Origin of the sequence: Pantoea sp. Ft-CA_14 (assembly GCF_024520875.1) — a bacterium.
In the GTDB taxonomy this organism is placed as follows: domain Bacteria; phylum Pseudomonadota; class Gammaproteobacteria; order Enterobacterales; family Enterobacteriaceae; genus Pantoea; species Pantoea agglomerans.
The window spans coordinates 1-26362 of the sequence record NZ_JALNPM010000016.1 but is presented as its reverse complement, the minus strand read 5'-3'; the positions used below and the strand labels follow the sequence as shown (position 1 = coordinate 26362).

44 protein-coding genes are annotated in these 26362 nt (G+C 51.3%); 38 read left to right on the top strand and 6 right to left on the bottom strand.

Annotated elements, in window-relative coordinates:
* Positions 1-265 precede the first annotated feature (265 nt).
* From rpsJ to NR195_RS19730, 32 genes are all read left to right on the top strand, one after another.
* The gene (rpsJ, locus tag NR195_RS19885) at positions 266-577 is read left to right on the top strand and encodes a 30S ribosomal protein S10 (protein ID WP_001181005.1); all 312 of its coding nucleotides are present in this window, start codon (positions 266-268) and stop codon (positions 575-577) included.
* A gap of 32 nt (positions 578-609) precedes the next feature.
* Complete coding sequence (gene rplC / locus NR195_RS19880; protein WP_003850712.1) at positions 610-1239, top strand: 50S ribosomal protein L3; 630 nt, start codon at positions 610-612, stop codon at positions 1237-1239.
* 10 nt (positions 1240-1249) lie between these two features.
* The gene (gene rplD, locus NR195_RS19875) at positions 1250-1855 is read left to right on the top strand and encodes a 50S ribosomal protein L4 (RefSeq protein ID WP_003850711.1); all 606 of its coding nucleotides are present in this window, start codon (positions 1250-1252) and stop codon (positions 1853-1855) included.
* On the top strand, positions 1852-2154 hold the full coding sequence (rplW, locus tag NR195_RS19870) for a 50S ribosomal protein L23 (RefSeq protein ID WP_003850708.1): 303 nt from the start codon (positions 1852-1854) through the stop codon (positions 2152-2154). Before rplD ends, rplW begins: the two co-directional genes overlap by 4 nt.
* Positions 2155-2171: 17 nt before the next feature.
* Positions 2172-2993: a 50S ribosomal protein L2 gene (rplB, locus tag NR195_RS19865; RefSeq protein WP_008927137.1), complete on the top strand. Its 822-nt coding sequence runs from the start codon at positions 2172-2174 to the stop codon at positions 2991-2993.
* 16 nt (positions 2994-3009) lie between these two features.
* Positions 3010-3288, top strand: coding sequence for a 30S ribosomal protein S19 (gene rpsS / locus NR195_RS19860; protein WP_001138115.1), 279 nt, complete (start codon positions 3010-3012; stop codon positions 3286-3288).
* Between the two features lie 13 nt (positions 3289-3301).
* Positions 3302-3634 carry a 50S ribosomal protein L22 gene (rplV, locus tag NR195_RS19855; RefSeq protein WP_008927136.1) on the top strand — a complete coding sequence of 111 codons (333 nt, stop codon included), beginning with the start codon at positions 3302-3304 and terminating at the stop codon, positions 3632-3634.
* A gap of 17 nt (positions 3635-3651) precedes the next feature.
* The gene (rpsC, locus tag NR195_RS19850) at positions 3652-4350 is read left to right on the top strand and encodes a 30S ribosomal protein S3 (RefSeq protein ID WP_009087585.1); all 699 of its coding nucleotides are present in this window, start codon (positions 3652-3654) and stop codon (positions 4348-4350) included.
* Between the two features lie 12 nt (positions 4351-4362).
* Positions 4363-4773, top strand: coding sequence for a 50S ribosomal protein L16 (rplP, locus tag NR195_RS19845; RefSeq protein WP_008927134.1), 411 nt, complete (start codon positions 4363-4365; stop codon positions 4771-4773).
* Positions 4773-4964, top strand: a complete 192-nt coding sequence (gene rpmC, locus NR195_RS19840; RefSeq protein WP_003850146.1) for a 50S ribosomal protein L29 — start codon at positions 4773-4775, stop codon at positions 4962-4964. The genes rplP and rpmC overlap by 1 nt, the downstream gene beginning before the upstream one ends.
* Positions 4964-5218: a 30S ribosomal protein S17 gene (gene rpsQ / locus NR195_RS19835; protein ID WP_003850147.1), complete on the top strand. Its 255-nt coding sequence runs from the start codon at positions 4964-4966 to the stop codon at positions 5216-5218. Before rpmC ends, rpsQ begins: the two co-directional genes overlap by 1 nt.
* 358 nt (positions 5219-5576) lie before the next feature.
* The gene (locus tag NR195_RS19830; protein ID WP_033772970.1) at positions 5577-6929 is read left to right on the top strand and encodes an 8-oxoguanine deaminase; all 1353 of its coding nucleotides are present in this window, start codon (positions 5577-5579) and stop codon (positions 6927-6929) included.
* 248 nt (positions 6930-7177) lie between these two features.
* Positions 7178-7549 carry a 50S ribosomal protein L14 gene (gene rplN / locus NR195_RS19825; RefSeq protein ID WP_006120590.1) on the top strand — a complete coding sequence of 124 codons (372 nt, stop codon included), beginning with the start codon at positions 7178-7180 and terminating at the stop codon, positions 7547-7549.
* 10 nt (positions 7550-7559) lie between these two features.
* The gene (gene rplX, locus NR195_RS19820) at positions 7560-7874 is read left to right on the top strand and encodes a 50S ribosomal protein L24 (protein WP_003850150.1); all 315 of its coding nucleotides are present in this window, start codon (positions 7560-7562) and stop codon (positions 7872-7874) included.
* Positions 7875-7888: 14 nt separating this feature from the next.
* Positions 7889-8428, top strand: coding sequence for a 50S ribosomal protein L5 (gene rplE, locus NR195_RS19815; RefSeq protein WP_003850155.1), 540 nt, complete (start codon positions 7889-7891; stop codon positions 8426-8428).
* 14 nt (positions 8429-8442) lie between these two features.
* Complete coding sequence (gene rpsN, locus NR195_RS19810) at positions 8443-8748, top strand: 30S ribosomal protein S14 (protein ID WP_008927132.1); 306 nt, start codon at positions 8443-8445, stop codon at positions 8746-8748.
* Between the two features lie 32 nt (positions 8749-8780).
* Positions 8781-9173 (top strand): 30S ribosomal protein S8, encoded by a 393-nt coding sequence (rpsH, locus tag NR195_RS19805; protein WP_003850158.1) that lies wholly within the window; start codon positions 8781-8783, stop codon positions 9171-9173.
* A gap of 13 nt (positions 9174-9186) precedes the next feature.
* Positions 9187-9720 (top strand): 50S ribosomal protein L6, encoded by a 534-nt coding sequence (rplF, locus tag NR195_RS19800; protein WP_003850161.1) that lies wholly within the window; start codon positions 9187-9189, stop codon positions 9718-9720.
* A 9-nt stretch (positions 9721-9729) separates the two neighbouring features.
* Positions 9730-10083, top strand: coding sequence for a 50S ribosomal protein L18 (gene rplR / locus NR195_RS19795; RefSeq protein WP_003850163.1), 354 nt, complete (start codon positions 9730-9732; stop codon positions 10081-10083).
* A gap of 14 nt (positions 10084-10097) precedes the next feature.
* Positions 10098-10598: a 30S ribosomal protein S5 gene (gene rpsE, locus NR195_RS19790; RefSeq protein WP_003850164.1), complete on the top strand. Its 501-nt coding sequence runs from the start codon at positions 10098-10100 to the stop codon at positions 10596-10598.
* A 5-nt stretch (positions 10599-10603) separates the two neighbouring features.
* Positions 10604-10783, top strand: coding sequence for a 50S ribosomal protein L30 (gene rpmD / locus NR195_RS19785; RefSeq protein ID WP_003850166.1), 180 nt, complete (start codon positions 10604-10606; stop codon positions 10781-10783).
* A 3-nt stretch (positions 10784-10786) separates the two neighbouring features.
* Complete coding sequence (gene rplO, locus NR195_RS19780; RefSeq protein WP_003850168.1) at positions 10787-11221, top strand: 50S ribosomal protein L15; 435 nt, start codon at positions 10787-10789, stop codon at positions 11219-11221.
* A 7-nt stretch (positions 11222-11228) separates the two neighbouring features.
* The gene (secY, locus tag NR195_RS19775; protein WP_003850175.1) at positions 11229-12560 is read left to right on the top strand and encodes a preprotein translocase subunit SecY; all 1332 of its coding nucleotides are present in this window, start codon (positions 11229-11231) and stop codon (positions 12558-12560) included.
* 32 nt (positions 12561-12592) lie between these two features.
* Positions 12593-12709, top strand: coding sequence for a 50S ribosomal protein L36 (gene rpmJ, locus NR195_RS19770; RefSeq protein WP_010252805.1), 117 nt, complete (start codon positions 12593-12595; stop codon positions 12707-12709).
* Between the two features lie 146 nt (positions 12710-12855).
* Positions 12856-13212 carry a 30S ribosomal protein S13 gene (rpsM, locus tag NR195_RS19765; protein ID WP_003850176.1) on the top strand — a complete coding sequence of 119 codons (357 nt, stop codon included), beginning with the start codon at positions 12856-12858 and terminating at the stop codon, positions 13210-13212.
* A 16-nt stretch (positions 13213-13228) separates the two neighbouring features.
* Positions 13229-13618, top strand: a complete 390-nt coding sequence (rpsK, locus tag NR195_RS19760) for a 30S ribosomal protein S11 (RefSeq protein ID WP_004160563.1) — start codon at positions 13229-13231, stop codon at positions 13616-13618.
* A 33-nt stretch (positions 13619-13651) separates the two neighbouring features.
* Positions 13652-14272 (top strand): 30S ribosomal protein S4, encoded by a 621-nt coding sequence (rpsD, locus tag NR195_RS19755; RefSeq protein WP_008927131.1) that lies wholly within the window; start codon positions 13652-13654, stop codon positions 14270-14272.
* A gap of 25 nt (positions 14273-14297) precedes the next feature.
* Entirely contained in the window at positions 14298-15287 is a 990-nt protein-coding gene (gene rpoA, locus NR195_RS19750; protein WP_003850179.1) for a DNA-directed RNA polymerase subunit alpha, read from the top strand.
* Between the two features lie 40 nt (positions 15288-15327).
* Positions 15328-15714: a 50S ribosomal protein L17 gene (gene rplQ / locus NR195_RS19745; RefSeq protein WP_003850180.1), complete on the top strand. Its 387-nt coding sequence runs from the start codon at positions 15328-15330 to the stop codon at positions 15712-15714.
* A gap of 96 nt (positions 15715-15810) precedes the next feature.
* The gene (locus NR195_RS19740; protein ID WP_187500748.1) at positions 15811-16182 is read left to right on the top strand and encodes a DUF1992 domain-containing protein; all 372 of its coding nucleotides are present in this window, start codon (positions 15811-15813) and stop codon (positions 16180-16182) included.
* Complete coding sequence (gene zntR / locus NR195_RS19735; RefSeq protein ID WP_256844846.1) at positions 16183-16599, top strand: Zn(2+)-responsive transcriptional regulator; 417 nt, start codon at positions 16183-16185, stop codon at positions 16597-16599. It begins immediately after the preceding gene.
* A gap of 59 nt (positions 16600-16658) precedes the next feature.
* A complete protein-coding gene (locus tag NR195_RS19730) occupies positions 16659-16892 on the top strand; it encodes an alternative ribosome-rescue factor A (RefSeq protein WP_010252762.1) in 234 nt (77 codons plus the stop codon).
* Here NR195_RS19730 and mscL read toward each other — a convergent pair whose 3' ends face one another.
* From mscL to def, 5 genes are all read right to left on the bottom strand, one after another.
* Positions 16893-17303, bottom strand: coding sequence for a large-conductance mechanosensitive channel protein MscL (gene mscL / locus NR195_RS19725; protein WP_022625142.1), 411 nt, complete (start codon positions 17301-17303; stop codon positions 16893-16895).
* A 124-nt stretch (positions 17304-17427) separates the two neighbouring features.
* Positions 17428-18804 carry a Trk system potassium transporter TrkA gene (trkA, locus tag NR195_RS19720; RefSeq protein WP_010252756.1) on the bottom strand — a complete coding sequence of 459 codons (1377 nt, stop codon included), beginning with the start codon at positions 18802-18804 and terminating at the stop codon, positions 17428-17430.
* A gap of 18 nt (positions 18805-18822) precedes the next feature.
* Entirely contained in the window at positions 18823-20124 is a 1302-nt protein-coding gene (gene rsmB / locus NR195_RS19715) for a 16S rRNA (cytosine(967)-C(5))-methyltransferase RsmB (protein ID WP_256844845.1), read from the bottom strand.
* Positions 20125-20173: 49 nt separating this feature from the next.
* Positions 20174-21118 carry a methionyl-tRNA formyltransferase gene (fmt, locus tag NR195_RS19710; protein WP_111535195.1) on the bottom strand — a complete coding sequence of 315 codons (945 nt, stop codon included), beginning with the start codon at positions 21116-21118 and terminating at the stop codon, positions 20174-20176.
* A 20-nt stretch (positions 21119-21138) separates the two neighbouring features.
* Positions 21139-21651, bottom strand: coding sequence for a peptide deformylase (def, locus tag NR195_RS19705; protein ID WP_010252747.1), 513 nt, complete (start codon positions 21649-21651; stop codon positions 21139-21141).
* A gap of 115 nt (positions 21652-21766) precedes the next feature.
* Here def and dprA point away from each other — a divergent pair, with 115 nt between their 5' ends.
* The 6 genes from dprA to NR195_RS19675 are packed head-to-tail and all read left to right on the top strand — an operon-like array spanning position 21767 to position 25561.
* A complete protein-coding gene (gene dprA / locus NR195_RS19700) occupies positions 21767-22891 on the top strand; it encodes a DNA-protecting protein DprA (protein ID WP_124890365.1) in 1125 nt (374 codons plus the stop codon).
* Entirely contained in the window at positions 22863-23336 is a 474-nt protein-coding gene (gene smg, locus NR195_RS19695; RefSeq protein WP_010252741.1) for a DUF494 family protein Smg, read from the top strand. The genes dprA and smg overlap by 29 nt, the downstream gene beginning before the upstream one ends.
* Before the next feature lie 24 nt (positions 23337-23360).
* Positions 23361-23909 (top strand): topoisomerase DNA-binding C4 zinc finger domain-containing protein, encoded by a 549-nt coding sequence (locus tag NR195_RS19690; RefSeq protein ID WP_010252738.1) that lies wholly within the window; start codon positions 23361-23363, stop codon positions 23907-23909.
* A gap of 3 nt (positions 23910-23912) precedes the next feature.
* Positions 23913-24485: an L-threonylcarbamoyladenylate synthase type 1 TsaC gene (tsaC, locus tag NR195_RS19685; protein WP_010252735.1), complete on the top strand. Its 573-nt coding sequence runs from the start codon at positions 23913-23915 to the stop codon at positions 24483-24485.
* Positions 24486-24488: 3 nt separating this feature from the next.
* A complete protein-coding gene (gene aroE, locus NR195_RS19680) occupies positions 24489-25307 on the top strand; it encodes a shikimate dehydrogenase (RefSeq protein WP_256844844.1) in 819 nt (272 codons plus the stop codon).
* Complete coding sequence (locus NR195_RS19675; protein ID WP_010671595.1) at positions 25304-25561, top strand: DUF1488 domain-containing protein; 258 nt, start codon at positions 25304-25306, stop codon at positions 25559-25561. Before aroE ends, NR195_RS19675 begins: the two co-directional genes overlap by 4 nt.
* Here NR195_RS19675 and NR195_RS19670 read toward each other — a convergent pair.
* On the bottom strand, positions 25528-26082 hold the full coding sequence (locus NR195_RS19670) for a gamma carbonic anhydrase family protein (protein ID WP_010671596.1): 555 nt from the start codon (positions 26080-26082) through the stop codon (positions 25528-25530). The genes NR195_RS19675 and NR195_RS19670 overlap by 34 nt on opposite strands.
* Positions 26083-26362: the final 280 nt, after the last annotated feature.

Sequence of the window (26362 nt, the reverse complement as noted above, 5' to 3'; positions counted from 1 at the left end):
TGCGACGCACGCTTCACGAACCGGCCACAATTTAATGGGTAAAACCTCAACACGGGTTGCTTCCTGAACAGATTTACGTATAATGCGCGGGCCTGCAGATATTGCAGGCGCGATTCGAGCAGAATCGCAGACGGCTGAAATTTAGGCCGCCTGACAATACTCCCAATTGTGGAGTTATATGCTGAACGATTACACTCTCCCATCAATCGTAATGGGCTCGAGTAGTAATTTTTTTCGTCTATAAAAAGTTTGGAGCTCTGGTCTCATGCAGAACCAAAGAATCCGTATCCGTCTTAAAGCGTTTGATCATCGTCTGATCGATCAATCAACCGCGGAAATCGTTGAGACCGCCAAGCGCACTGGTGCGCAGGTTCGTGGTCCAATCCCGCTGCCAACCCGCAAAGAGCGTTTTACTGTTCTGATCTCTCCGCACGTTAACAAAGATGCGCGTGATCAGTACGAAATCCGCACTCACAAGCGTCTGGTAGACATCGTTGAGCCAACTGAAAAAACCGTTGATGCTCTGATGCGTCTGGATCTGGCTGCCGGTGTTGACGTGCAGATCAGCCTGGGTTAATCAGGTCATCGAGCGATTGAGAGGTTGAAACAATGATTGGTTTAGTCGGTAAAAAAGTGGGCATGACCCGCATCTTCACTGAAGATGGCGTTTCTATCCCCGTCACCGTAATCGAAGTTGAAGCGAACCGCGTTACTCAGGTCAAAGGCCTGGAAAACGATGGTTACCAGGCAATTCAGGTTACCACCGGTGCTAAAAAAGCAAACCGTGTGACCAAACCTGAAGCTGGTCATTTTGCTAAAGCTGGCGTTGAAGCTGGCCGTGGCCTGTGGGAATTCCGCACCGCTGAAGGTGAAGAATACTCTGTAGGTCAGAGCATCAGCGTTGAGATTTTCGCTGAAGTTAAGAAAGTTGACGTAACCGGTACCTCTAAAGGTAAAGGTTTCGCCGGTACCGTTAAGCGCTGGAACTTCCGTACCCAGGACGCTACTCACGGTAACTCCTTGTCTCACCGCGTTCCGGGTTCTATCGGTCAGAACCAGACTCCGGGCAAAGTGTTCAAAGGCAAGAAAATGGCAGGTCAGCTGGGTAATGAGCGCGTAACCGTTCAGAGTCTGGACGTAGTACGTGTTGACGCTGAGCGCAACCTGCTGCTGGTTAAAGGTGCAGTTCCCGGTGCTACCGGTAGCGACCTGATCGTTAAACCAGCTGTGAAGGCGTAAGGGGATAGCAATGGAATTAGTATTGAAAGACGCGCAGAGCGCGCTGACTGTTTCCGAAACTACCTTCGGTCGTGATTTCAACGAAGCGCTGGTTCACCAGGTTGTTGTTGCTTACGCATCTGGCGCCCGCCAGGGTACTCGTGCGCAGAAAACTCGCGCCGAAGTAACCGGTTCAGGCAAAAAGCCATGGCGTCAAAAAGGCACCGGCCGTGCGCGTGCAGGTTCTGTAAAGAGCCCAATCTGGCGTTCAGGTGGTGTGACCTTTGCTGCGAAGCCGCAGGACCACAGTCAAAAAGTTAACAAAAAGATGTACCGCGGCGCGCTGAAAAGCATCCTGTCCGAACTGGTACGTCAAGATCGTCTGATCGTTGTCGAATCATTTGCTGTAGAAGCACCGAAAACCAAGCTGCTGGTACAGAAACTGAAAGACATGGCTCTGGAAGACGTGCTGATCATCACCGGTGAACTGGATGAGAATCTGTTCCTGGCTGCGCGCAACCTGTACAAGGTTGACGTACGTGATGCATCCGGTATCGACCCAGTTAGCCTGATCGCCTTCGACAAAGTCGTTATGACTGCTGATGCAGTTAAGCAAGTTGAGGAGATGCTGGCATGATCCGTGAAGAACGTCTGCTGAAAGTACTGCGCGCGCCGCACGTATCTGAAAAAGCATCTAGCGCGATGGAAAAAACCAATACCATCGTTCTCAAAGTTGCTAATGACGCGACCAAAGCAGAGATCGTTGCTGCTGTTGAGAAACTGTTCGAAGTAGAAGTTAAAGACGTAAACACCCTGGTAGTTAAGGGCAAAGTTAAGCGTCAAGGACAGCGTATCGGTCGTCGTAGCGACTGGAAAAAAGCTTACGTCACCCTGAAAGAAGGCCAGAATCTGGACTTCGCTGGCGGCGCTGAGTAAGTCGGAGGAGAAAGACAATGGCAGTTGTTAAATGTAAACCGACATCTCCGGGTCGTCGCCATGTAGTTAAAGTGGTAAACGCGGAGCTGCACAAGGGCAAACCATTTGCCCCGCTGGTAGAAAAAAACAGCAAATCCGGTGGCCGTAACAACAATGGTCGTATCACTACCCGTCATATCGGTGGTGGTCACAAGCAGGCTTATCGTATTGTTGACTTCAAACGCAACAAAGACGGTATCCCGGCAGTTGTTGAACGTCTTGAGTACGATCCGAACCGCTCTGCGAACATCGCACTGGTTCTGTACAAAGACGGCGAGCGCCGTTACATCCTGGCCCCTAAAGGCCTGAAAGCCGGCGACCAGATCCAATCTGGCGTTGATGCTGCGATTAAAGCAGGTAACACTCTGCCGATGCGTAACATCCCGGTGGGTTCAACCGTGCATAACGTAGAAATGAAACCAGGCAAAGGCGGTCAGATTGCTCGCTCAGCCGGTGCTTACGTGCAGATCGTTGCGCGTGAAGGTTCTTACGTTACCCTGCGTCTGCGTTCAGGTGAAATGCGTAAAGTCGAGTCTGACTGCCGCGCAACACTGGGCGAAGTCGGCAACGCTGAGCATATGCTGCGCGTTCTGGGTAAAGCTGGTGCAGCCCGTTGGCGTGGTGTTCGTCCTACCGTTCGTGGTACCGCGATGAACCCAGTTGATCACCCGCACGGTGGTGGTGAAGGTCGTAACTTTGGTAAGCACCCGGTAACTCCGTGGGGCGTTCAGACCAAAGGTAAGAAGACCCGTAGCAACAAGCGTACCGATAAGTTTATCGTACGTCGCCGTAGCAAATAATATTAGAGGATAAGCCATGCCACGTTCTCTCAAGAAAGGTCCTTTTATTGACCTGCACTTGCTGAAGAAGGTAGAGAAAGCGGTGGAAAGCGGTGACAAGAAGCCTTTGCGCACTTGGTCCCGTCGTTCAACGATCTTTCCTAACATGATCGGTTTGACCATCGCTGTCCATAATGGTCGTCAGCACGTTCCTGTCTTTGTTTCCGACGAAATGGTTGGTCACAAACTGGGTGAATTCGCGCCGACACGTACTTATCGCGGTCACGCGGCTGATAAAAAAGCCAAGAAGAAATAAGTAGGAGGAAGAGATGGAAACTTTAGCTCAACATCGCCACGCTCGTTCTTCTGCTCAGAAGGTTCGCCTTGTTGCTGACCTGATTCGCGGTAAGAAAGTGTCGCAGGCACTGGACATTTTGACCTACACCAATAAGAAAGCGGCTGTACTGGTCAAAAAAGTTCTGGAATCTGCCATTGCTAACGCCGAACACAACGATGGCGCTGATATCGACGATCTGAAAATCACGAAAATTTTCGTTGATGAAGGTCCGACCATGAAACGCATTATGCCGCGTGCCAAAGGTCGTGCAGATCGCATCCTGAAGCGCACCAGCCACATTACTGTGGTTGTGTCCGATCGCTGAGACTCTGGAGACTAGCAATGGGTCAGAAAGTACATCCTAATGGTATTCGCCTGGGTATTGTAAAACCATGGAACTCTACCTGGTTTGCGAACACCAAAGAATTCGCTGACAACCTGGACAGCGATTTTAAAGTACGTCAGTTTTTGACTAAAGAACTGGCTAAAGCATCTGTCTCTCGTATCGTTATCGAGCGTCCAGCGAAGAGCATCCGTGTGACTATTCACACCGCTCGTCCGGGCATCGTTATCGGTAAGAAAGGCGAAGATGTAGAAAAACTGCGCACGGTCGTCGCGAATATCGCTGGCGTTCCTGCACAGATTAATATCGCCGAAGTCCGCAAGCCGGAACTGGACGCGAAACTGGTAGCTGACAGCATCACTTCACAGCTGGAGCGTCGTGTGATGTTCCGTCGTGCTATGAAGCGTGCAGTTCAGAACGCCATGCGTCTTGGCGCGAAGGGTATTAAAGTCGAAGTTAGCGGCCGTCTGGGTGGCGCCGAGATCGCACGTACCGAATGGTATCGTGAAGGTCGCGTGCCATTGCACACACTGCGTGCTGACATTGACTACAACACCTCTGAAGCGCACACCACTTATGGTGTAATCGGCGTTAAGGTATGGATCTTCAAAGGTGAGATCCTGGGTGGTATGGCTGCTGTTGAACAACCGGAACCGGCTGCTCAACCTAAAAAGCAGCAGCGTAAAGGCCGTAAGTAAGGAGAGTCGCTGATGTTACAACCAAAGCGTACGAAATTCCGTAAAGTGCACAAAGGCCGTAACCGCGGTCTGGCTGCGGGTACGGATGTCAGCTTCGGTACTTTCGGTCTGAAAGCTGTTGGCCGTGGTCGTCTGACTGCTCGTCAGATCGAAGCAGCACGTCGTGCTATGACCCGTGCAGTTAAGCGTCAAGGTAAGATCTGGATCCGAGTATTCCCGGACAAACCGATCACCGAGAAGCCGCTGGAAGTGCGTATGGGTAAAGGTAAGGGTAACGTAGAGTATTGGGTTGCCCTGATCCAGCCTGGTAAAGTCCTGTATGAAATGGACGGCGTACCAGAAGAGCTGGCCCGTGAAGCATTCAAGCTGGCAGCAGCAAAACTGCCTATCAAAACCACCTTTGTAACTAAGACGGTGATGTAATGAAAGCAACTGAGCTGCGTGAAAAAAGCGTTGAAGAGCTGAACACTGAGCTGCTTAATCTGCTGCGTGAGCAATTTAACCTGCGCATGCAGGCAGCATCTGGCCAACTGCAGCAGACTCATCTGCTGAAACAGGTTCGCCGTGATGTTGCACGCGTTAAGACTTTACTGACTGAGAAGGCGGGTTCGTAATGACCGATAAAATCCGTACTCTGCAGGGTCGTGTAGTAAGTGACAAAATGCAGAAATCTGCAGTTGTTGCTATCGAACGTTTCGTGAAACACCCGATCTACGGCAAATTCATTAAACGTACGACCAAGCTGCACATCCATGACGAGAACAATGAATGTGGAATTGGTGACGTGGTAGAAATCCGCGAATGCCGTCCACTGTCCAAGACTAAATCCTGGACCCTGGTTCGCGTAATCGAGAAAGCTGTTCTGTAATAAGAATCGTTTTTTCTGAGGAAACCCTCTGCTTCGGCAGGGGGTTTTTTTTTGCCTGCGATTCGGGCTTGATCCATTTGTGCCCGTGGCAATACGGATTTGATGGTGCTCACAAATTCAGGGGCTTGCAGGGATTAAGCTGCCTCTCTTCAGGCGAGGTGGCCTGAAAACGCCAGGCTATAAACGCCGGGGTTATCATAACTGTACAAGGAAATGTGCCGTGAAAATGGAGAGTCATGACCGCTTACGCCGGTCACTGTTAAAATTGCCACTGTTAGCTGCGTTACCTGCGATTAGCTCTGCCAAAAGCTTGCCGCTATTATCGGGTAACACACAACCACTACCCACAGGCAATAGCATGGAACGAACTCTGTTACTGAAGAATGCTGAATGTGTGGTCTGCATGGATGCTGACCGTAGGGAAATAGGTAACGCCTCTATTCTGATAAAAGGAAATAAGATCCTTGCAGTCGGGGAAGCACGCTCGTTACCTGATAGCGCGGATGAGATCATCGATCTGCGAGGACATATTGTCATCCCTGGCCTGATCAATACGCATCACCACATGTATCAGAGCCTGACCCGCGCTATTCCTGCAGTGCAAAACGGCGAGCTCTTTAACTGGCTGACCCACCTCTATCCACTGTGGCAGAATCTGACGCCTGAGATGATTCATATCTCAACACAGATCTCCATGGCCGAGTTAATGCTCTCCGGCTGCACCACTACCAGTGACCATCTCTACGTCTATCCGAATGGCTGTAAGCTTGACGACAGTATTGAGGCTGCAGCCTTAATGGGCATGCGTTTCCATGCGAGCCGGGGCAGCATGAGCGTCGGTAAGTCCCTGGGTGGCTTACCACCCGATGCGCTGGTAGAGGATGAAGCTGCCATTCTTAAAGATACGCAGCGTGTGATTGAGCGCTACCATGATGACAGCCACGGTTCGATGTTACGCATCGTGGTTGCGCCATGTTCGCCGTTTTCAGTCAGCCGTGAGCTGATGAAGCAATCCGCAGCGATGGCACGCAGCTTCAATGTCTCTATGCATACCCATCTGGCGGAGAACGACAGCGATATCCGTTATAGCCGTGAAAAATTCAATATGACGCCAGCACAGTATGTTGAAGACCTCGGCTGGGTAGGACCGGATGTCTGGCATGCACACTGCGTCAAACTGGATCAGCATGGCATAGAACTCTTTGCACGTACCGGTACCGGCGTCGCGCACTGTCCCTGCTCGAACATGCGTCTCGGTTCCGGTATTGCGCCGATACGCCATATGTGTGATGCCGGCGTACACGTGGGTATGGGTGTGGATGGCTCAGCCTCCAATGACAGCTCAGACATGATGGCCGAAGTTCGTCAGGCAATGCTTCTGCAACGCGTTGGCTTCGGCCCGGATGCGATGACGGCACGTCAGGCACTGGAACTGGCGACGCTGGGTGGAGCAAAGGTACTAAACCGCGATGATGTGGGCACCATTGCGCCGGGCATGATGGCCGATCTGGCCATTTTTGACCTGAATCGAATTGGACTTGCCGGGGCAGGGCACGATCCTGTAGCCGCCCTGGTGTTCTGTAATCCGGGACAGGTTGCCTATAGCATCATTAACGGAAAAGTCCGGGTACGGGACGGACAAGTGGCCGGAATTGAACTGCCAGCCGTGTTGCGTCAGCATAACCAACTGGCCAGGAAACTGGCTGGTTGAGTCAGAAGGGCACTTTATTTGGGAGGCGACGAAAAATAAGGCAGATTACATTTGCTACTGTTCGCACTATTCCCTAGAATACGCCCTCCCTGTCATCAGGGGAAATCAGCGGCTCGATTGAGAGCCGTTTATTTTTTCTACCCATCTGTGAGAACCGGTGTTACAATGCCGCGCCCTCAATTATGGGGCTTTCTAACGACCTGAGGTTTAGGTCCCGAAGTAGTAGTTGACATTAGCGGAGCACTAAAATGATCCAAGAACAGACTATGCTGAACGTCGCCGACAACTCCGGTGCACGTCGCGTAATGTGTATCAAGGTTCTGGGTGGCTCGCACCGTCGCTACGCAGGCGTCGGTGACATCATCAAAGTTACCATCAAGGAAGCAATTCCGCGTGGTAAAGTCAAAAAAGGTGATGTCCTGAAGGCGGTAGTGGTGCGCACCAGGAAGGGTGTTCGTCGCCCGGACGGTTCTGTCATTCGCTTCGATGGTAATGCATGCGTTATTCTGAACAATAACAGTGAGCAGCCTATCGGTACGCGTATTTTTGGGCCGGTAACTCGTGAACTTCGTACTGAAAAGTTCATGAAAATTATCTCTCTGGCACCAGAAGTACTCTAAGGAGCGAACAATGGCAGCTAAAATCCGTCGTAACGACGAAGTTATCGTGTTAACCGGTAAAGATAAAGGTAAGCGCGGTAAAGTTAAGAATGTCCTGTCTTCTGGTAAGGTCATCGTTGAAGGTATCAACCTGGTGAAGAAACATCAGAAGCCGGTTCCGGCTCTGAACCAACCAGGTGGCATCGTTGAAAAAGAAGCTGCTATTCAGGTTTCTAACGTTGCACTGTTCAACGCGGCAACTGGTAAGGCTGACCGTGTAGGCTTTAGATTCGAAGACGGCAAAAAAGTCCGTTTCTTCAAGTCTAACAGCGAAACTATCAAGTAATTTGGAGTAGTACGATGGCGAAACTGCATGATTACTACAAAGACGAAGTAGTCCAGAAACTCATGACAGAGTTTGGCTACAATTCTGTCATGCAAGTCCCTCGGGTCGAGAAGATCACCCTGAACATGGGTGTTGGTGAAGCGATCGCTGACAAGAAACTGCTGGATAACGCAGCAGCTGACCTGGCAGCAATCTCCGGTCAAAAACCGCTGGTCACCAAAGCACGCAAATCAGTTGCAGGCTTCAAAATCCGTCAGGGCTATCCGATCGGCTGTAAAGTAACTCTGCGTGGCGAGCGCATGTGGGAGTTCTTTGAGCGTCTGGTCACCATTGCTGTTCCACGTATCCGTGACTTCCGTGGCTTGTCCGCTAAGTCATTCGATGGTCGTGGCAACTACAGCATGGGTGTACGTGAGCAGATCATCTTCCCAGAAATCGACTACGACAAAGTCGATCGCGTTCGTGGTTTGGATATCACCATTACCACTACTGCGAAATCTGATGATGAAGGCCGTGCTCTGCTGGCTGCCTTTGACTTCCCGTTCCGTAAGTAAGGTAGGGTTACTTAATGGCTAAGCAATCTATGAAAGCACGCGAAGTTAAGCGTGCAAAATTAGCAGACAAATTCTTCGCTAAACGCGCTGAACTGAAAGCGATCATCTCTGATGTGAACGCTTCCGACGAAGATCGTTGGGATGCTGTTCTGAAGCTGCAGAGTCTGCCGCGTGATTCCAGCCCTTCGCGTCAGCGTAACCGCTGCCGTCAAACAGGTCGTCCGCACGGTTTCCTGCGGAAGTTTGGGTTGAGCCGTATCAAGGTCCGCGAAGCCGCCATGCGCGGTGAAATCCCGGGCCTGAAAAAGGCTAGCTGGTAATTGTCACCAATTGAATCACGGGAGTAACACAGATGAGCATGCAAGATCCGATCGCGGATATGCTGACCCGTATCCGTAACGGTCAGGCCGCAAACAAAGTTGCGGTCACCATGCCTTCCTCCAAGCTGAAATTGGCAATTGCCAACGTTCTGAAGGAAGAAGGATATATTGAAGATTTCAAAATCGAAGGCGACATCAAGCTGGAACTGGAACTTACTCTCAAGTATTTCCAGGGCAAAGCTGTTGTAGAAAGCATTCAGCGAGTAAGCCGTCCTGGTCTGCGCATCTATAAGAAAAAAGATGAGCTGCCAAAGGTAATGGCTGGTATGGGCATCGCTGTAGTTTCTACATCTAAAGGTGTCATGACTGATCGTGCAGCGCGCCAGGCAGGTCTTGGTGGCGAAATTATCTGCTACGTAGCGTAATCGGAGGATACATATGTCTCGTGTTGCTAAAGCACCTGTCGTTGTTCCTGCCGGCGTAGAGGTAAAACTCAACGGTCAGGTAATTTCGATTAAAGGTAAAAACGGCGAGCTGACTCGTACTATCAATGATGCTGTTGAAGTTAAGCATGCTGACAACGCTCTGACTTTCGCACCGCGCGAAGGTTTCGTTGACGGCTGGGCGCAGGCGGGTACTTCTCGCGCGCTGCTGAACGCAATGGTAATCGGTGTTACCGAAGGCTTCACTAAGAAGCTGCAGCTGGTTGGTGTAGGTTATCGTGCAGCCGTTAAAGGCGACGTGGTTAACCTGTCTCTGGGCTTTTCTCATCCAGTCGATCACCAGCTGCCCGCGGGTATCACTGCAGAATGTCCAACTCAGACTGAGATCGTGCTGAAAGGCGCTGATAAACAGCTGATTGGTCAGGTTGCAGCGGACTTGCGCGCCTACCGTCGTCCTGAGCCTTATAAAGGCAAGGGTGTCCGTTACGCCGACGAAGTCGTGCGTACCAAAGAGGCTAAGAAGAAGTAAGGTAACACTATGGATAAGAAATCTGCTCGTATCCGTCGTGCGACCCGTGCACGTCGCAAGCTCAAAGAGCTGGGTGCTACTCGCCTGGTGGTACATCGTACCCCGCGTCATATTTACGCACAGGTAATCGCCCCGAACGGTTCCGAAGTTCTGGTCGCTGCTTCTACTGTAGAAAAAGCTATCACTGAACAACTGAAGTATACCGGTAATAAAGAAGCCGCAGCTGCAGTAGGTAAAGCTATCGCAGAACGCGCAATCGAAAAAGGCATCACTGGTGTTTCTTTCGACCGTTCCGGTTTCCAATATCATGGTCGCGTCCAGGCACTGGCAGATGCTGCCCGTGAAGCTGGCCTTCAGTTCTAAGGTAGAGGTCTAAGATGGCACACATCGAGAAACAAGCTGGCGAACTGCAGGAAAAACTGATCGCGGTAAACCGTGTTTCTAAAACTGTTAAAGGTGGTCGTATCTTCTCCTTCACAGCACTGACTGTGGTAGGCGATGGTAATGGTCGCGTAGGTTTTGGTTACGGTAAAGCGCGTGAAGTTCCAGCAGCGATCCAGAAAGCGATGGAGAAAGCCCGTCGCAACATGGTTAACGTCGCGCTGACCAACGGCACCCTGCAGCACCCAGTTAAAGGTGCACACACGGGTTCCCGCGTGTTCATGCAGCCGGCTTCAGAAGGTACCGGTATTATTGCCGGTGGTGCAATGCGCGCCGTTCTGGAAGTCGCTGGAGTTCATAACGTACTGGCAAAAGCCTATGGTTCTACTAACCCGATTAACGTGGTTCGTGCAACTATCGACGGCCTGGGCAATATGAAATCTCCGGAAATGGTCGCTGCTAAGCGTGGTAAATCCGTTGAAGAAATTCTGGGGTAATCACGATGGCTAAGACTATTAAAATCACTCAAACCCGTAGTTCAATCGGCCGCTTGCCTAAGCATAAAGCCACTCTGGTTGGCCTGGGTCTGCGTCGTATTGGCCACACCGTTGAGCGTGAAGACACGCCTGCAGTACGCGGTATGGTTAACGCGGTTTCCTATATGGTTAAAGTGGAGGAGTAAGAGATGCGTTTAAATACTCTGTCTCCGGCCGAAGGGTCTAAGCACGCTACCAAGCGTCTGGGTCGTGGTATCGGTTCTGGCCTCGGAAAAACCGGTGGTCGTGGTCACAAAGGTCAGAACTCACGTTCTGGCGGTGGCGTACGTCGCGGTTTCGAAGGTGGTCAGATGCCTCTGTACCGTCGTCTGCCGAAGTTCGGTTTCACCTCTCGCAAAGCAATGATCACCACAGAGATTCGTCTGTCTGATCTGGCGAAAGTTGAAGGCGGTATCGTCGACCTGAACGCGCTGAAAGCAGCCAACATTGTCGGTGTTCAGATTGAATTCGTTAAAGTAATTCTGTCTGGTGAAGTTTCTACACCGGTAACGGTTCGCGGTCTGCGTGTCACCAAAGGTGCACGTGCTGCAATCGAAGCTGCTGGCGGTAAAATCGAGGAATAAGTAGCAGATGGCTAAACAACCGGGATTAGATTTTCAAAGTGCCAAGGGTGGCTTTGGTGAGCTGAAACGCAGACTGCTGTTTGTAATCGGCGCACTCATTGTCTTCCGTATTGGCTCTTTTATTCCAATCCCTGGTATTGATGCCACTGTACTTGCCAAACTGCTTGAGCAACAGCGTGGCACCATCATTGAAATGTTTAACATGTTCTCTGGTGGTGCTCTGAGCCGTGCTTCTATTTTCGCACTGGGCATCATGCCGTATATTTCGGCATCGATTATCATCCAGTTATTAACGGTGGTTCATCCAGCGTTAGCGGAAATTAAGAAAGAAGGGGAGGCTGGCCGTCGTAAGATTAGCCAGTACACCCGATACGGTACGTTGGTATTGGCCATATTTCAGTCGATCGGTATTGCTACCGGTCTGCCGAATATGCCAGGGATGCAAGGCCTGGTAATGAATCCAGGCTTTGCTTTCTACTTTACCGCTGTTGTGAGTCTGGTCTCAGGAACGATGTTCCTGATGTGGCTGGGCGAACAGATTACTGAACGTGGTATCGGTAACGGTATTTCGATCATTATCTTCGCAGGTATCGTTGCGGGTCTCCCGCCGGCCATTGGCCATACCATCGAGCAAGCGCGGCAAGGCGACCTGCACTTCCTTCTGTTGCTGTTGGTTGCAGTACTCGTATTCGCAGTGACCTTCTTTGTTATCTTTGTTGAACGTGGTCAACGCCGCATTGTGGTGAACTACGCAAAACGTCAGCAAGGTCGTCGCGTTTACGCTGCACAGAGCACACATTTACCGTTGAAAGTGAACATGGCAGGCGTCATTCCAGCCATTTTTGCTTCCAGCATTATTCTGTTCCCGGCAACGATTGCATCGTGGTTTGGGGGCGGTACCGGTTGGAACTGGCTGACAACAATTTCGCTGTATTTGCAGCCAGGACAGCCGCTTTATGTGCTACTCTATGCGACTGCAATCATCTTCTTCTGTTTCTTCTATACGGCGTTGGTTTTCAACCCACGTGAAACAGCAGATAACCTGAAGAAGTCTGGTGCATTCGTACCGGGAATTCGTCCGGGAGAGCAAACGGCGAAGTATATTGATAAAGTAATGACGCGATTGACCTTAATCGGCGCTCTCTACATTACGTTTATCTGCCTTATCCCGGAGTTCATGCGTGATGCGATGAAGGTTCCCTTCTACTTTGGCGGTACTTCACTGCTTATCGTAGTTGTCGTCATCATGGACTTTATGGCTCAAGTGCAAACTCTGATGATGTCAAGTCAGTACGAGTCGGCACTGAAGAAAGCTAACCTGAAAGGCTACGGCCGTTAATTCAGTTGGTTGAGAAGTTACGGAGAGTAAAAATGAAAGTTCGTGCTTCCGTCAAGAGATTATGTCGTAACTGCAAAATCATTCGTCGCGACGGTGTCGTCCGTGTGATCTGCAGCGCCGAGCCAAAGCATAAACAGCGCCAAGGCTGATTTTGTCACATATTTTTCTTGCAAAGTCGGGTTGAGCTGGCTAGATTAGCCAGCCAATCTTTTGTATGTCAGTGCGTTTCCATTTGAGTATCCTGAAAACGGGCTTTTCAGCATGGGACGTGCTTGTTTAATTATAGGAGTGCATAGTGGCCCGTATAGCAGGCATTAACATTCCTGATCAAAAACATACCGTTATCGCATTAACTTCGATCTTCGGTATCGGTAAAACCCGTTCTAAAGCCATCTGCGCTTCAACGGGTATTGCTGAAAATGTTAAGATCAGTGAGCTGTCTGAAGAACAAATTGATCAGCTGCGTGATGCAGTTGCGAAATTCGTTGTAGAAGGTGATCTGCGCCGTGAAATCACCCTGAGCATCAAGCGTCTTATGGACCTTGGTTGCTACCGTGGTTTGCGCCATCGTCGTGGTCTTCCGGTTCGCGGTCAGCGTACTAAGACCAACGCACGTACCCGTAAGGGTCCGCGTAAACCGATCAAGAAATAATCGGGGTGAGTAAATAATGGCAAAGGCACCAGTTCGTGCACGTAAGCGTGTAAGAAAACAAGTCTCAGATGGCGTGGCTCATGTCCATGCTTCTTTTAACAACACCATCGTTACCATTACTGATCGTCAGGGTAACGCACTGGGTTGGGCAACCGCCGGTGGTTCCGGTTTCCGCGGTTCACGTAAATCCACTCCGTTTGCTGCTCAGGTCGCTGCAGAGCGCTGTGCAGAAGCGGTAAAAGATTACGGAATTAAGAACCTGGAAGTTATGGTAAAGGGTCCGGGTCCAGGTCGCGAATCTACGATTCGTGCTTTGAACGCCGCTGGTTTCCGCATCACTAATATTACTGATGTGACTCCGATCCCTCATAACGGTTGTCGTCCGCCGAAAAAACGTCGCGTATAACGCCCGTTTTTTTAGGATAGTTGGAGAAAGAAAATGGCAAGATATTTGGGTCCTAAGCTCAAGCTGAGCCGTCGTGAGGGCACTGACTTATTCCTTAAGTCTGGCGTTCGCGCGATTGATTCCAAGTGTAAGATTGAACAAGCCCCTGGTCAGCATGGTGCGCGTAAACCGCGTCTGTCTGATTACGGCGGTCAGTTACGTGAAAAGCAAAAAGTTCGTCGTATCTACGGCGTGCTGGAGCGTCAGTTCCGTAACTATTATAAAGAAGCAGCTCGTCTGAAAGGCAACACCGGTGAAAACCTGTTGGCTCTGCTGGAAGGTCGTCTGGACAACGTAGTTTATCGTATGGGCTTTGGTGCCACTCGTGCAGAAGCACGTCAGCTGGTTAGCCATAAGTCTGTTCTGGTAAATGGCCGCGTTGTTAACATCGCTTCTTATCAGGTATCTCCGAATGATGTCGTTAGCATCCGTGAGAAAGCCAAAAAGCAATCTCGCGTGAAGGCCGCTCTGGAGCTGGCTGAGCAGCGTGAAAAGCCAACCTGGCTGGAAGTTGATGCGACTAAGATGGAAGGTGTGTTCAAGCGTATTCCTGAACGTACTGATCTGTCTGCGGACATTAACGAACACCTGATCGTCGAGCTTTACTCCAAGTAAGGCTTAGTACCAAAGAGAGGACACAATGCAGGGTTCTGTGACAGAGTTTCTAAAACCGCGCCTGGTAGATATCGAGCAAGTGAGTTCGACGCACGCCAAGGTGACCCTTGAGCCTTTAGAGCGTGGCTTTGGCCATACTCTTGGTAACGCACTGCGCCGTATTCTGCTTTCATCCATGCCGGGTTGCGCGGTGACCGAGGTTGAAATTGATGGTGTACTTCATGAGTACAGCACCAAAGAGGGAGTACAGGAAGATATCCTGGAAATCCTGCTCAACCTGAAAGGGCTGGCGGTAAGAGTTCAGGGGAAAGATGAAGTTATTCTGACCTTGAATAAATCTGGCATTGGCCCTGTGACTGCAGCCGACATTACCCATGATGGTGATGTCGAAATCGTCAAGCCTCAGCATGTCATTTGCCATCTGACCGATGAGAACGCTGCTATCAGCATGCGTATCAAAGTTCAGCGTGGTCGTGGCTATGTGCCGGCTTCTGCCCGAATTCATTCGGAAGAAGATGAGCGCCCAATCGGCCGCCTGTTAGTTGACGCTTGCTACAGCCCTGTAGACCGTATCGCCTACAATGTTGAAGCAGCGCGTGTAGAGCAGCGCACCGACCTGGACAAGCTGGTCATCGAAATGGAAACCAACGGCACAATCGATCCTGAAGAGGCGATTCGTCGTGCGGCAACCATTCTGGCAGAACAACTTGAAGCTTTCGTTGACTTACGTGATGTACGTCAGCCGGAAGTTAAAGAAGAGAAACCAGAATTCGATCCGATCCTGCTGCGCCCTGTTGACGATCTGGAATTGACTGTCCGCTCTGCTAACTGTCTTAAGGCAGAAGCTATCCACTACATCGGTGATCTGGTACAGCGTACCGAGGTTGAGCTGCTTAAAACGCCTAACCTTGGTAAAAAATCTCTTACCGAGATTAAAGATGTGCTGGCTTCGCGTGGTCTTTCTCTGGGCATGCGCCTCGAGAACTGGCCGCCAGCAAGCATTGCTGATGAATAATCAGATCACAGGTTAAGGTTTCACTGAGAAGGATAAGGTCATGCGCCATCGTAAGAGTGGTCGTCAACTGAACCGCAACAGCAGCCATCGTCAGGCTATGTTCCGCAACATGGCCGGTTCTCTGGTTCGTCATGAGATCATCAAAACGACTCTGCCGAAAGCCAAAGAACTGCGTCGCGTAGTTGAGCCGCTGATTACTCTTGCCAAGACCGACAGCGTAGCTAATCGTCGTCTGGCATTCGCCCGTACTCGTGATAACGAGATCGTGGCAAAACTGTTTAATGAGCTGGGCCCGCGTTTCGCGAGCCGTGCCGGTGGTTACACTCGTATTCTTAAGTGTGGCTTCCGTGCTGGTGACAACGCTCCGATGGCTTACATCGAGCTGGTTGATCGTCCAGAAGCTCAAGCAGAAGCAGCCGCAGAGTAATCTGTAGCAACGTAAAAAACCCGCTTCGGCGGGTTTTTTATTGCCTGAAATTTACTACCTTAGAACTTACTCTTTTCATGTTCAAAGGAGCCAACTATGTGGCTGGTTGATGAACTTGCTGAACAGCATATCAAAGCGGCGCTGGAAAAAGGCGAGCTGAGTAATCTTCCCGGCTCCGGTAAGCCGCTGCAGCTGGATGATGACAGTCATGTTCCGCCTGAGTTAAGAGCGGGCTACCGGTTACTGAAAAATGCGGGCTTTCTGCCGCCAGAGCTTGAGCTCAGACGGGAAGCCATGGAAGTTAACGATCTTATTCGCAACCTCGATCCTGCGGATCAAAATTTTCAGGATCATTGCCATCGGCTTCAGGTGCTGGAGCTGAGATTACGCCAGGCGGGTATCAGTACCGATTTTCTCCATGGCAGTTATTCCACTGCTATTCAGCATCGTTTCCGCGAGGAGGAGTAAATGTTTCGCATCGGTCAGTTAGCTAAGCTTGCGGAGGTGACGCCAGACACTATCCGTTTTTATGAAAAGCAGCAGATGATGGATCATGATGCTCGGACGGAAGGTGGTTTTCGCCTTTACAGCGAGGGCGATCTTCAGCGTCTGAAATTTATTCGTTATGGTCGTAAACTGGGTTTCAGTCTGGAAGCGATCAGAGAGCTACTTTCGATCCGGGTTGATCCTGCGCACCACACCTGTCAGGAATCAAAAGCGATCGTTGAAAAACGGCTGAGCGAAGTTGCTCAGATGATCGCAGAATTAGAAACGATGCAGCGTTCCCTGCGACACCTTTCCGATGCCTGTTGTGGTGACAGTCACAGTAGCATTTCGTGCTCAATTCTTGAGGCGCTGGAGCGGGGAGAGGCTTCGAGCAAATAAGCATATTGTTATTTTGCTGCAAAGGAATAGAGTATCAGACCATCTCAACAGGAGGCGTCATGAGTAAATATCAGCACACCAAAGGGCAAATCCGCGATAACGCGATTCAGGCTCTGTTACACGACCCACTATTTCGGCAACGCATAGAGCAGAAGCAAAAGGGTAAAGGTAGTTTCAAGCGGAAAGAGAAACATGGCAAGGGGACTGGATGGGAGGGCAGTGATAAGAAAGCGTCTTATCACTGCCCTTCTGCTTTTACGGTTAAAAAAACCGCCTGTGCGGCGGCTTATTAACTAGACCCGGGTATTCTGCTGTTTCAGCAGGTCGCGGATTTCAGTCAGCAGAACTTCTTCGTTTGACGGTTTAGCCACTGGCTTCTCTACTTCCTTTTTCTTGTACAGACGATTCATTAACTTGATCGCCATAAAGATTGCGAAAGCGATGATGACAAAATCGAAGATGGTCTGAAGGAAGATACCGTACTGCATTACAACGGCTGGAGCATCACCAACTGCAGGCTTAAGTACCCAGGCGAATGATTTAAAATCCACACCACCAATCAGCAAGCCTAAAGGCGGCATAATGATGTTGGCGACTAACGATGAAACAATTTTACCGAATGCAGCACCGATGATGACACCAACGGCTAAATCCATCACATTGCCGCGCATTGCGAAATCGCGAAACTCTTTGATTAAACTCATACTTATCTCCTTGCCCAAGCCAATGCCATAAAGTCTAACAAACCCTACTGGTTTTGCCATCAACACAGCGAATTAAGCGGCAGTTTTGCGTTCCCTGTGCTCTGTTCGCCTGTAAACGCGGCATTTACAGGAAAAATGGACTCGGCTGGAAGAGACGTTCCACATCTGATACAAACTTCTTGTCGGTCAGGAACATGATGACATGATCACCTTGTTCAATTCGCAGGTTATCATTGGCAATCATCACATCGTCTCCACGAACCACTGCGCCAATAATGGTGCCTGGCGGTAGTTTGATATCATCAATGGAGCGGCCGACCACGCGTGAAGTTGATTCGTCTCCGTGGGCTATCGCTTCGATCGCTTCTGCAATACCGCGTCGTAGCGATGAAACGCCCACGATATCCGCTTTGCGCACATGACCAAGCAGGGCAGAAATCGTGGCCTGCTGAGGTGAAATAGCGATATCGATAACGCTGCCTTGTACCAGATCGACGTAGGCGCGGCGCTGAATCAGCACCATAACCTTCTTCGCCCCCATCTTTTTTGCCAGCATGGCTGACATAATATTGGCTTCATCATCGTTGGTGACGGCGATAAAGAGATCAACCTGATCAACATGTTCTTCAGCGAGAAGTTCCTGATCTGACGCATCGCCATAAAAGACGACTGTGTCGTGAAGATGCTCTGCCAGTTCTGCTGCGCGCTGGGGGTTACGTTCAATCAGCTTCACGCTGTAATTTTTCTCAAGTTTTTGTGCCAAGCCGAAACCGATATTACCGCCACCTACCAGCATAATCCGTTTATAAGGTTTCTCCAGCCGCTGCATTTCACTCATTACCGCACGAATGTTCTGACTGGCTGCAATGAAAAAGACTTCATCACCCGCTTCTACGATGGTTGAACCCTGCGGGCGAATGGGGCGATCCTGACGAAATATAGCGGCTACGCGGGTATCAATGTGTGGCATATGCTCACGCATGATCGATAGCGGATTTCCTACCAGTGGCCCGCCATAATAAGCTTTCACCACGGCGAGGCTGACTTTGCCTTCAGCAAAGTTGACGACCTGCAATGCGCCAGGGTACTGGATTAAACGATAGATATTGTCGATCACCAGCTGTTCAGGCGAGATCAGGTGATCGATAGGCACCGCTTCAGGAATAAATAATTTGTCCGCATCACGTAGATAATCGGCCGCGCGAATACGGGCGATACGATTCGGCGTATTGAAAAGCGAATAAGCAATCTGACAGGCAATCATGTTGGTTTCATCGGAGTTGGTTACGGCAACCAGCATGTCGGCATCTTCTGCACCCGCCTCACGTAAAATGCGTGGATGAGAACCATGACCCTGCACGACGCGAAGATCGAACTTATCCTGCAGGTGACGCAGGCGTGAAGAGTCGGTATCAACCACCGTGATATCGTTGTTTTCACCCACCAGATTTTCTGCCAGGGTTCCGCCAACCTGTCCTGCGCCCAGAATGATTATTTTCATCGCTTATCAATACTCATTTCAGTTTGTACCCGATTTTTTTATCAGCTTAGCGTAGAAGAAACCATCTCCGCCCTCGGCTTCCGGGAATACCTGTAAGCCGTTCGCGGGCGCATCTCCGAGGGGCTCAGCCTGCGCATCATGCTGGCGCTGCAGGAAAGCATCTATCTGCTGATGATTCTCTTCAGGCAGGATGGAACAGGTGGCATAAATCAGTGTACCGCCAGGTTTCAGGTGCGGCCAGATAGCATCAAGAATTTCACCCTGAAGCTTTGCCAGCTCGGCGATATCCCGATCGCGACGCAGCCACTTAATATCAGGATGGCGTCGGATCACACCGGTAGCAGAGCAGGGCGCATCCAGCAGAATACGGTCAAACTGACGAACGCCGCACCACTGTTGCGGCGTTAGTCCATCACCCTGTTTCACGTCTGCTTTCATACCCAGTCGTTGCAGATTCTCATTTACGCGTTTAAGACGCTGCGCATCCACGTCGACGGCCATAACTTCGGCCTGAGGCGCGATTTCAAGGATATGGGTCGTTTTACCGCCGGGCGCAGCGCATAAATCCAGAATCTGTTCGCCGTTTTGGGGCTCAAGCAGCAAGGCACAGCGCTGAGCAGATAAATCCTGCACGGTAACCCAACCCTGATCAAAGCCTGGTAGCTGGCTGACCGGGGCAGGGGCGTCAAGCCGCAGCGCATCCGGCACATCGACATCAGGCTGAGCATTCCTGCCGCTTTCGGCCAGCATAGCCAGCCACGTGTCACGATCGTGGTGCTGGCGATTAACCCGCAGCCACATCGGCGGACGCAGATTATTTGCTTCGACAATCTGTTGCCATTGTTCCGGCCAGGCATGCTGCAAACGCTTTAGCAGCCATCCCGGATGCAGATAGCGCTGCGGGCCATCCTGAACAGTGGCGAGCAGCTCTTCCCGCTGACGCTGAAACTGGCGTAATACGCCATTTAATAAGCCTTTCATACTGGTGCGCTTCAGTACTTCGGCGCCCGCGACGGTTTCTGCCAGTGCGGCATGGGCAGGCACACGGGTATACTCCAGCTGATAAAGCCCGACCATGATCAGATAGTGCAGAACCCGCTGTTTGCCGGTAAGTGGACGCTCCATCAGTTTGCCAATCAGCGCTTCCAGCTGCGGTAATGTGCGCAATACGCCAAAACAGATCTCCTGCACTAATGCGCTATCTTTGTCAGAGAGCTTTTTCTGGGCGGCTGGCAGTGCCGTATTCAGGGATTCGCCCTTGTCGACCACACGCTCAATAAGTTGAGCTGAGAGGCTACGCAGGTTGATAGATTTAGTCATAGGGTTTTGTCATCAAACAAAAGGCCCGGTGAGGGACCGGGCCTGAGAGTCAGTCCAGAAGGGTTCCAGGTTCAAACCATTCCCGGCGCGAGTTGAGAAGATCCTGAGCCGACATCGGTTTTTTACCGGCGGGCTGCAACTGGAGCAGGTTCAGTACGCCCTGAGCCGTTGCCACCTGGATGCCATGCTTGTCAGCATGGATAATTTCACCAGGCGCACGATCGCAGTGGGGCAGAACGCTTGCCTGCCAGACTTTAACCGGCTGATCTTCAATGGTGAAAAAGCTCATCGGCCACGGGTTAAAAGCGCGAATACAACGCTCAAGCTGTTCTGCAGAGAGTGTCCAGTCAAGACGTGCCTCCTCTTTACTGAGTTTCTCAGCATAGTTGGCCAGCGTTTCATCCTGTTTTTCAGGTGAAGCCTGCTGAGTGGTCAGTAATGTCAGCGTATCCAGCAGCCCCTGTGGGCCAAGCTGTGCCAGCTTGTCATACAGCGTGGCACTGGTATCCTGGGCAGTAATCGGACAGGCCAGCTTATGCAGCATATCGCCGGTATCCAGTCCCACGTCCATCTGCATGATGGTCACGCCGGTTTCGCTGTCGCCAGCCCAGAGCGCACGTTGAATAGGCGCAGCTCCACGCCAGCGTGGCAGCAGTGAGCCATGGACATTGATGCATCCCAGACGTGGCATATCAAGCACGGCCTTGGGCAGAATTAATCCGTAGGCCACAACCACCATCACATCGGCCTTGAGGTCAGCAACCAGTTGCTGATTTTCTTCAGGTCGCAGTGACTTAGGCTGATAAACCGGAATGTCATGTGCCATCGCCAGCGTTTTGACCGGGCCTGGCGTTAATTTGTTACCGCGACCAGCAGGACGGTCGGGTTGGGTGAATACGCCGATAACCTGATGTTCAGAAGCAAGCAGCGCGTCAAGATGACGCGCTGCAAAGTCAGGTGTGCCGGCAAAGATGATTTTTAGCGGGGCAGACACGTTTATCCCTTATTAAGATCTCAGGAAGCCTGCGCGTTCTGACGCGCCAGTTTCTCTAATTTATTTTTGATCCGTTGCCGCTTTAAAGGCGACAGATAATCGATAAACAGTTTGCCTTCCAGATGATCGATCTCATGCTGGATACAGATGGCCAGTAACTCGCTGGCTTCCAGTTCGAAACTTTTACCCTCGCGATCCAGTGCACGGACCTTTACCCGCTCGGCACGCGGAACAAATGCGCGCTGTTCCGGAATAGAGAGGCAGCCCTCTTCAATGCCGGTTTCACCGCTTTTTTCCAGCAGCTCAGGGTTAATCAGCACTAAACGCTCTTCACGACTTTCAGAGACGTCAATCACGATAATGCGCTGATGAATATCGACCTGCGTAGCCGCAAGACCGATACCTTCTTCGGCATACATCGTCTCGAACATATCATCAACGATACGCTGAATGTCTGCGTTAACTTCTTTAACGGGCGCAGCAACTTTGCGAAGACGCTCGTCAGGGAAATGTAATACCTGCAAAACTGACATAAATATCCAGATCTGTATTCGGTTAAGAAAAGATTACTACCTTATATTGTAGACTTTTCGAGGCCTGATTGACAGCATTCTGCGGCAGGAAGCAAGGGCGATCAGGGAGCTGAAGATGGACAAAATAGCGCAGTCTGTACGGCTGGCCGCCGTCACTGGCATGACAGGGAAACGCTGGGTTGATGTGGCGCAGCAAATAGGTGCCGGACAGGCAGACAGGGAGCAGCTTATCCGGCTTGGCTTAGATGAGAGCCAGTGCCAGCAATATGATGATTTTAATGAAAATAATCTCACAGAAGTCTATTCCTGGCTGGATCAGAGTCCGGCTCATCATCTGGTGACTGCTCTGGACGCGGCCTATCCTGCCCGTCTTAAAGAAACCAACCGCTTTCCGCCGCTGCTATATATTAATGGCGATCCTGCGCTTATCAGCACACCACAGTTAGCGGTGGTGGGCAGCCGAAACTGTTCACACTATGGCCGCTACTGGTGCGACTGGTTTACCCAGCACTTAAGCCTCAGCGGTCTGACCATTACCAGCGGACTGGCAAGGGGTATTGATGGTGTTGCGCATCAGGCAGCACTCAACGTGGGCGGTAAAACGGTGGCCGTGTTAGGTAGTGGATTGCAGCGGCTCTATCCCAGCAATCATGCCCATCTTGCTGCAGAGATCGTTGAACAGGGTGGGGCGGTGGTTTCTGAGTTTCCGCTGACGACCCTGCCGCATCCGCTTAATTTTCCGCGCCGTAATCGTATCATCAGCGGCCTGAGCCATGGGGTGCTGGTGGTAGAAGCCTCGCTGAAGAGTGGTTCCCTGGTAACGGCGCGGTATGGGCTGGAGCAAAATCGTAATGTCTATGCCTTACCTGGCGCGCTCGGTAACCCGTTAAGCGAAGGCGTAAACTGGCTGATTCAGCAGGGGGCGCTGCTGGTGGCCCATCCCCATAACATCGTGGAAGATCTGGCTAGTGCACTTAACTGGCTGCCGATGACACCGGCCGGTGAAATTTATTCTGAGGTGAGTGACGATGCTCCATTGCCATTTGCTGATGTGTTGGCTAACGTAGGTGATGATGTTACACCTGTTGACGTTGTCGCTGAACGTGCCGGCCAATCTGTGCCAGTTATCTCAGCTCAGTTGCTGGAACTGGAGTTAGCAGGATGGATCGCAGCTGTACCCGGCGGCTATGTCCGATTGAGGAGGGCATGCCATGTTCGACGTACTGATGTATTTGTTTGAGACATATATCCACAACGAAGCAGAAATGGGTGTTGATCAGGACAGATTGACAGACGACCTGACGGATGCCGGGTTCCATCGTGAAGATATTTACAGTGCGCTGAACTGGTTAGAAAGATTGGCTGACTATCAGGAAGGACTGGTTGCGCCAATTTTACTGACAAATGATCCGCTCTCCATGCGTATTTATACCGATGAAGAGAGCAAACGTTTAGATGCTGACAGCCGTGGTTTCCTGCTGTTCCTGGAGCAGATTCAGGTGCTGAACCTGGAAACGCGTGAAATGGTCATCGAACGCATTATGGCGCTGGATACCTCTGAGTTTGACCTGGAGGATCTCAAATGGGTGGTACTGATGGTGTTGTTCAACATTCCCGGATGTGAAAATGCCTATCAGCAGATGGAAGAACTGCTATTCGACGCCAATGAAGGTATGCTGCATTAAATTTCCTTTCATGCATTGATCGCTATGAGTAAAGCTGCACTCTTCACCGTGCGTAAACAGGATCCCTGCCCCGCTTGCGGGGCAGAACTGGTTATCCGCTCCGGTAAACACGGTCCTTTTCTGGGCTGCGCGAACTACCCGGCATGCGACTACATTCGACCCTTAAAGGGTCAGGCCGATGGTCATGTGGTCAAAGTGCTGGAAGGCCACGCCTGTCCCGAATGTGGCGCGGATAAAGTGTTGCGGCAGGGGCGATTTGGCATGTTCATTGGCTGTAGCCTCTATCCGGAATGCGGATACACCGAAACCATCGACAAACCAGATGAAACCTCGCTGGCCTGTCCACAGTGCCATGAAGGCCGGTTAGTTCAGCGGCGCTCCCGTTACGGCAAAACGTTTCACTCATGCGATCGCTATCCAGCCTGCCAGTTTGTTGTGAATCTGACACCCGTTGCCGGAATCTGTCCTTATTGCCAGTATCCGCTATTAGTTGAAAAAAAGACGGCCCAAGGGATCAAACGCTTTTGCGCCAGTAAAAGTTGTGGCAAAGCCATTGCTGAAGAGAATTCATAGACCATGGAAAATCAACACCTCGCCGATTCACTTGAAACCTGCTTAGAGCAGCTGAATCGACAGGCGGTCATCGCCTATCCTACTGAAGCCGTATTTGGTCTGGGCTGTGACCCTGACAGTGAATCTGCCGTCATGGCTTTACTGGCGCTGAAACAGCGTCCGGTAGAAAAGGGGCTTATCCTGATTGCGGCTGATTACACCCAGCTGGAACCTTACATCTCCGCTCGGGAACTGTCTGTGATACAGCGTGAGCGGATGTTTGCATGCTGGCCCGGCCCGGTGACCTTTGTCGTACCCGTTCCGCCACAAACGCCTCGCTGGCTTACCGGACAGTTTGATTCACTGGCCATTCGCGTCAGTGACCATCCTGATGTGCAGGCCCTTTGCCGCGCATTTGGTAAACCGCTGGTCTCAACCAGTGCAAATCTGTCAGGCCTGCCTCCCTGCCGAACGGCTGAAGAAGTGAAGCAGCAGTTTGGTGAGCAGTTCCCGGTTCTGTCGGGAAAAACGGGTGGGCGGCTCAATCCCTCTGAAATCCGCGATGTCATCAGCGGCGAACTTATACGTCAGGGCTAATTCATGGATCAATTCGCCGTTTTCGGTAATCCGATCAACCACAGTAAATCTCCGCTGATCCATCAGGCTTTCGCTGAACAGACGGGCATTGAACATCGCTATGGTCGGATTTGTGCCCCGATAGATGGTTTTCCTCAGGCGCTCTCTGCCTTTTTCGAACAGGGAGGCCGTGGCGCCAACGTGACGTTACCTTTTAAACAGCAGGCATGGGAATTTGCCGATCAGCTCAGCGAACGTGCAGCCCTGTCCGGCGCGGTAAACACGGTGAAAAAACTCAGCGATGGGCAGATCCTGGGTGACAACACGGATGGTATCGGGCTGTTAAGCGATCTTGAACGGCTGAAGATGATCAACGCTGGTGACAAGGTATTGCTGGTGGGGGCGGGTGGTGCTGCACGTGGGGTCATTCTGCCGCTTCTCTCAGCAGGCGTGACACTCACTGTTGTTAACCGTACCGCCGCGCGGGCGGAAGAGCTGGCTAGCCTGTTTGCAGCGAGCGGCACTATCCGCTCATGTGGTTTTGAGCAGCTGGCAGATCAGCACTTTGATCTGATCATTAATGCGACCTCAAGCGGCGTGAATGGCGAAACCCCTCCTTTACCTGCAGCAGTCATTCATGCTGATGTGCGCTGTTATGACATGTTTTATCAAAGCGGGCTGACGCCTTTCCTGCGCTGGTGTCAGGCGCAGGGCACGGCTCATCTGGCAGATGGTTTGGGCATGCTGGTGGGGCAGGCTGCTCATGCCTTCTATCTGTGGCACGGTGTGATGCCGGAAATCGCACCGGTGATTACCCAGCTTAAACAGGCCATGCAGCCATGAATCAGGCGATACAGTTTCCTGATGATGAAACCTATAATGCTGAACTGAACGCGGTCTGTTTCCCGGTGCAGGTCAACGGCATGCGGCTGACCTGTGCAATCAGCGGGAAGTCGTTGACTTCACGTTTTGGTGAAGGGGAGACGATGGCGCTGTTTCAGCACCATCGCTGGGATCTGGAAGATGAGGCTGAAGCGGCTATCCGTCAGGATAATATTGATGCTCAGGGCTGGATCTGGTTATCTCCCGCCAGGTAATCATCTTTCCAGGCGACATAATTATTAGCGGAATAGCGTAAACCTTCCTTCTCATTGTCATTCAGCGGCCTGATCTGCCTGACCGGACTACCCAGATAGAGATAGCCGCTCTCCAGTCTTTTACCTGGCGGCACCAGACTTCCGGCACCAATCATCACCTCTTCTTCTACTATTACGCCATCAAGCAGAATCGATCCCATTCCGACCAGCACGCGATCGCCAATGGTACAGCCGTGCAACATCGCTTTATGCCCGACCGTGACATCCTCGCCAATAATAAGAGGGAAGCCTTGCGGGTTAGACGCTGATTTATGCGTAACGTGCAGAACGCTGCCGTCCTGTACATTAGTACGGGCACCAATGCGGACCTGATTCACATCACCCCTGATCGCAACCAGCGGCCAGATGCTCACGTCGTCCTCCATTATGACATCACCGACCACAACACTGCTTGGATCGACCATAACGCGCTGGCCGGTTTGCGGGAAAAGGTCTTTATATGGACGTAAGGCGGAAGTCATCATGTTCTCCTTTGTTCTGTTTTCAATGCAGCCTGATGCGATTTCAGGCAGCTGACAAGCCAATTCTGGCCTGGATCGCTGGCGATCTCATCAATCTGGATCATTTATAACCGTTCAGATAAAAGATCCAAAAAAAGGGTTGTGCTCTGAAACGGGATCCCTATAATGCGCCTCCATCGACACGGAACACCGGCAACGGGAAGCGGGTTGAGAGGCACAGGAGACTGCGCCGCCGGAGAAAAACTTCTGAGAAAGAGGTTGACTCTGCAGGAGGAAAGCG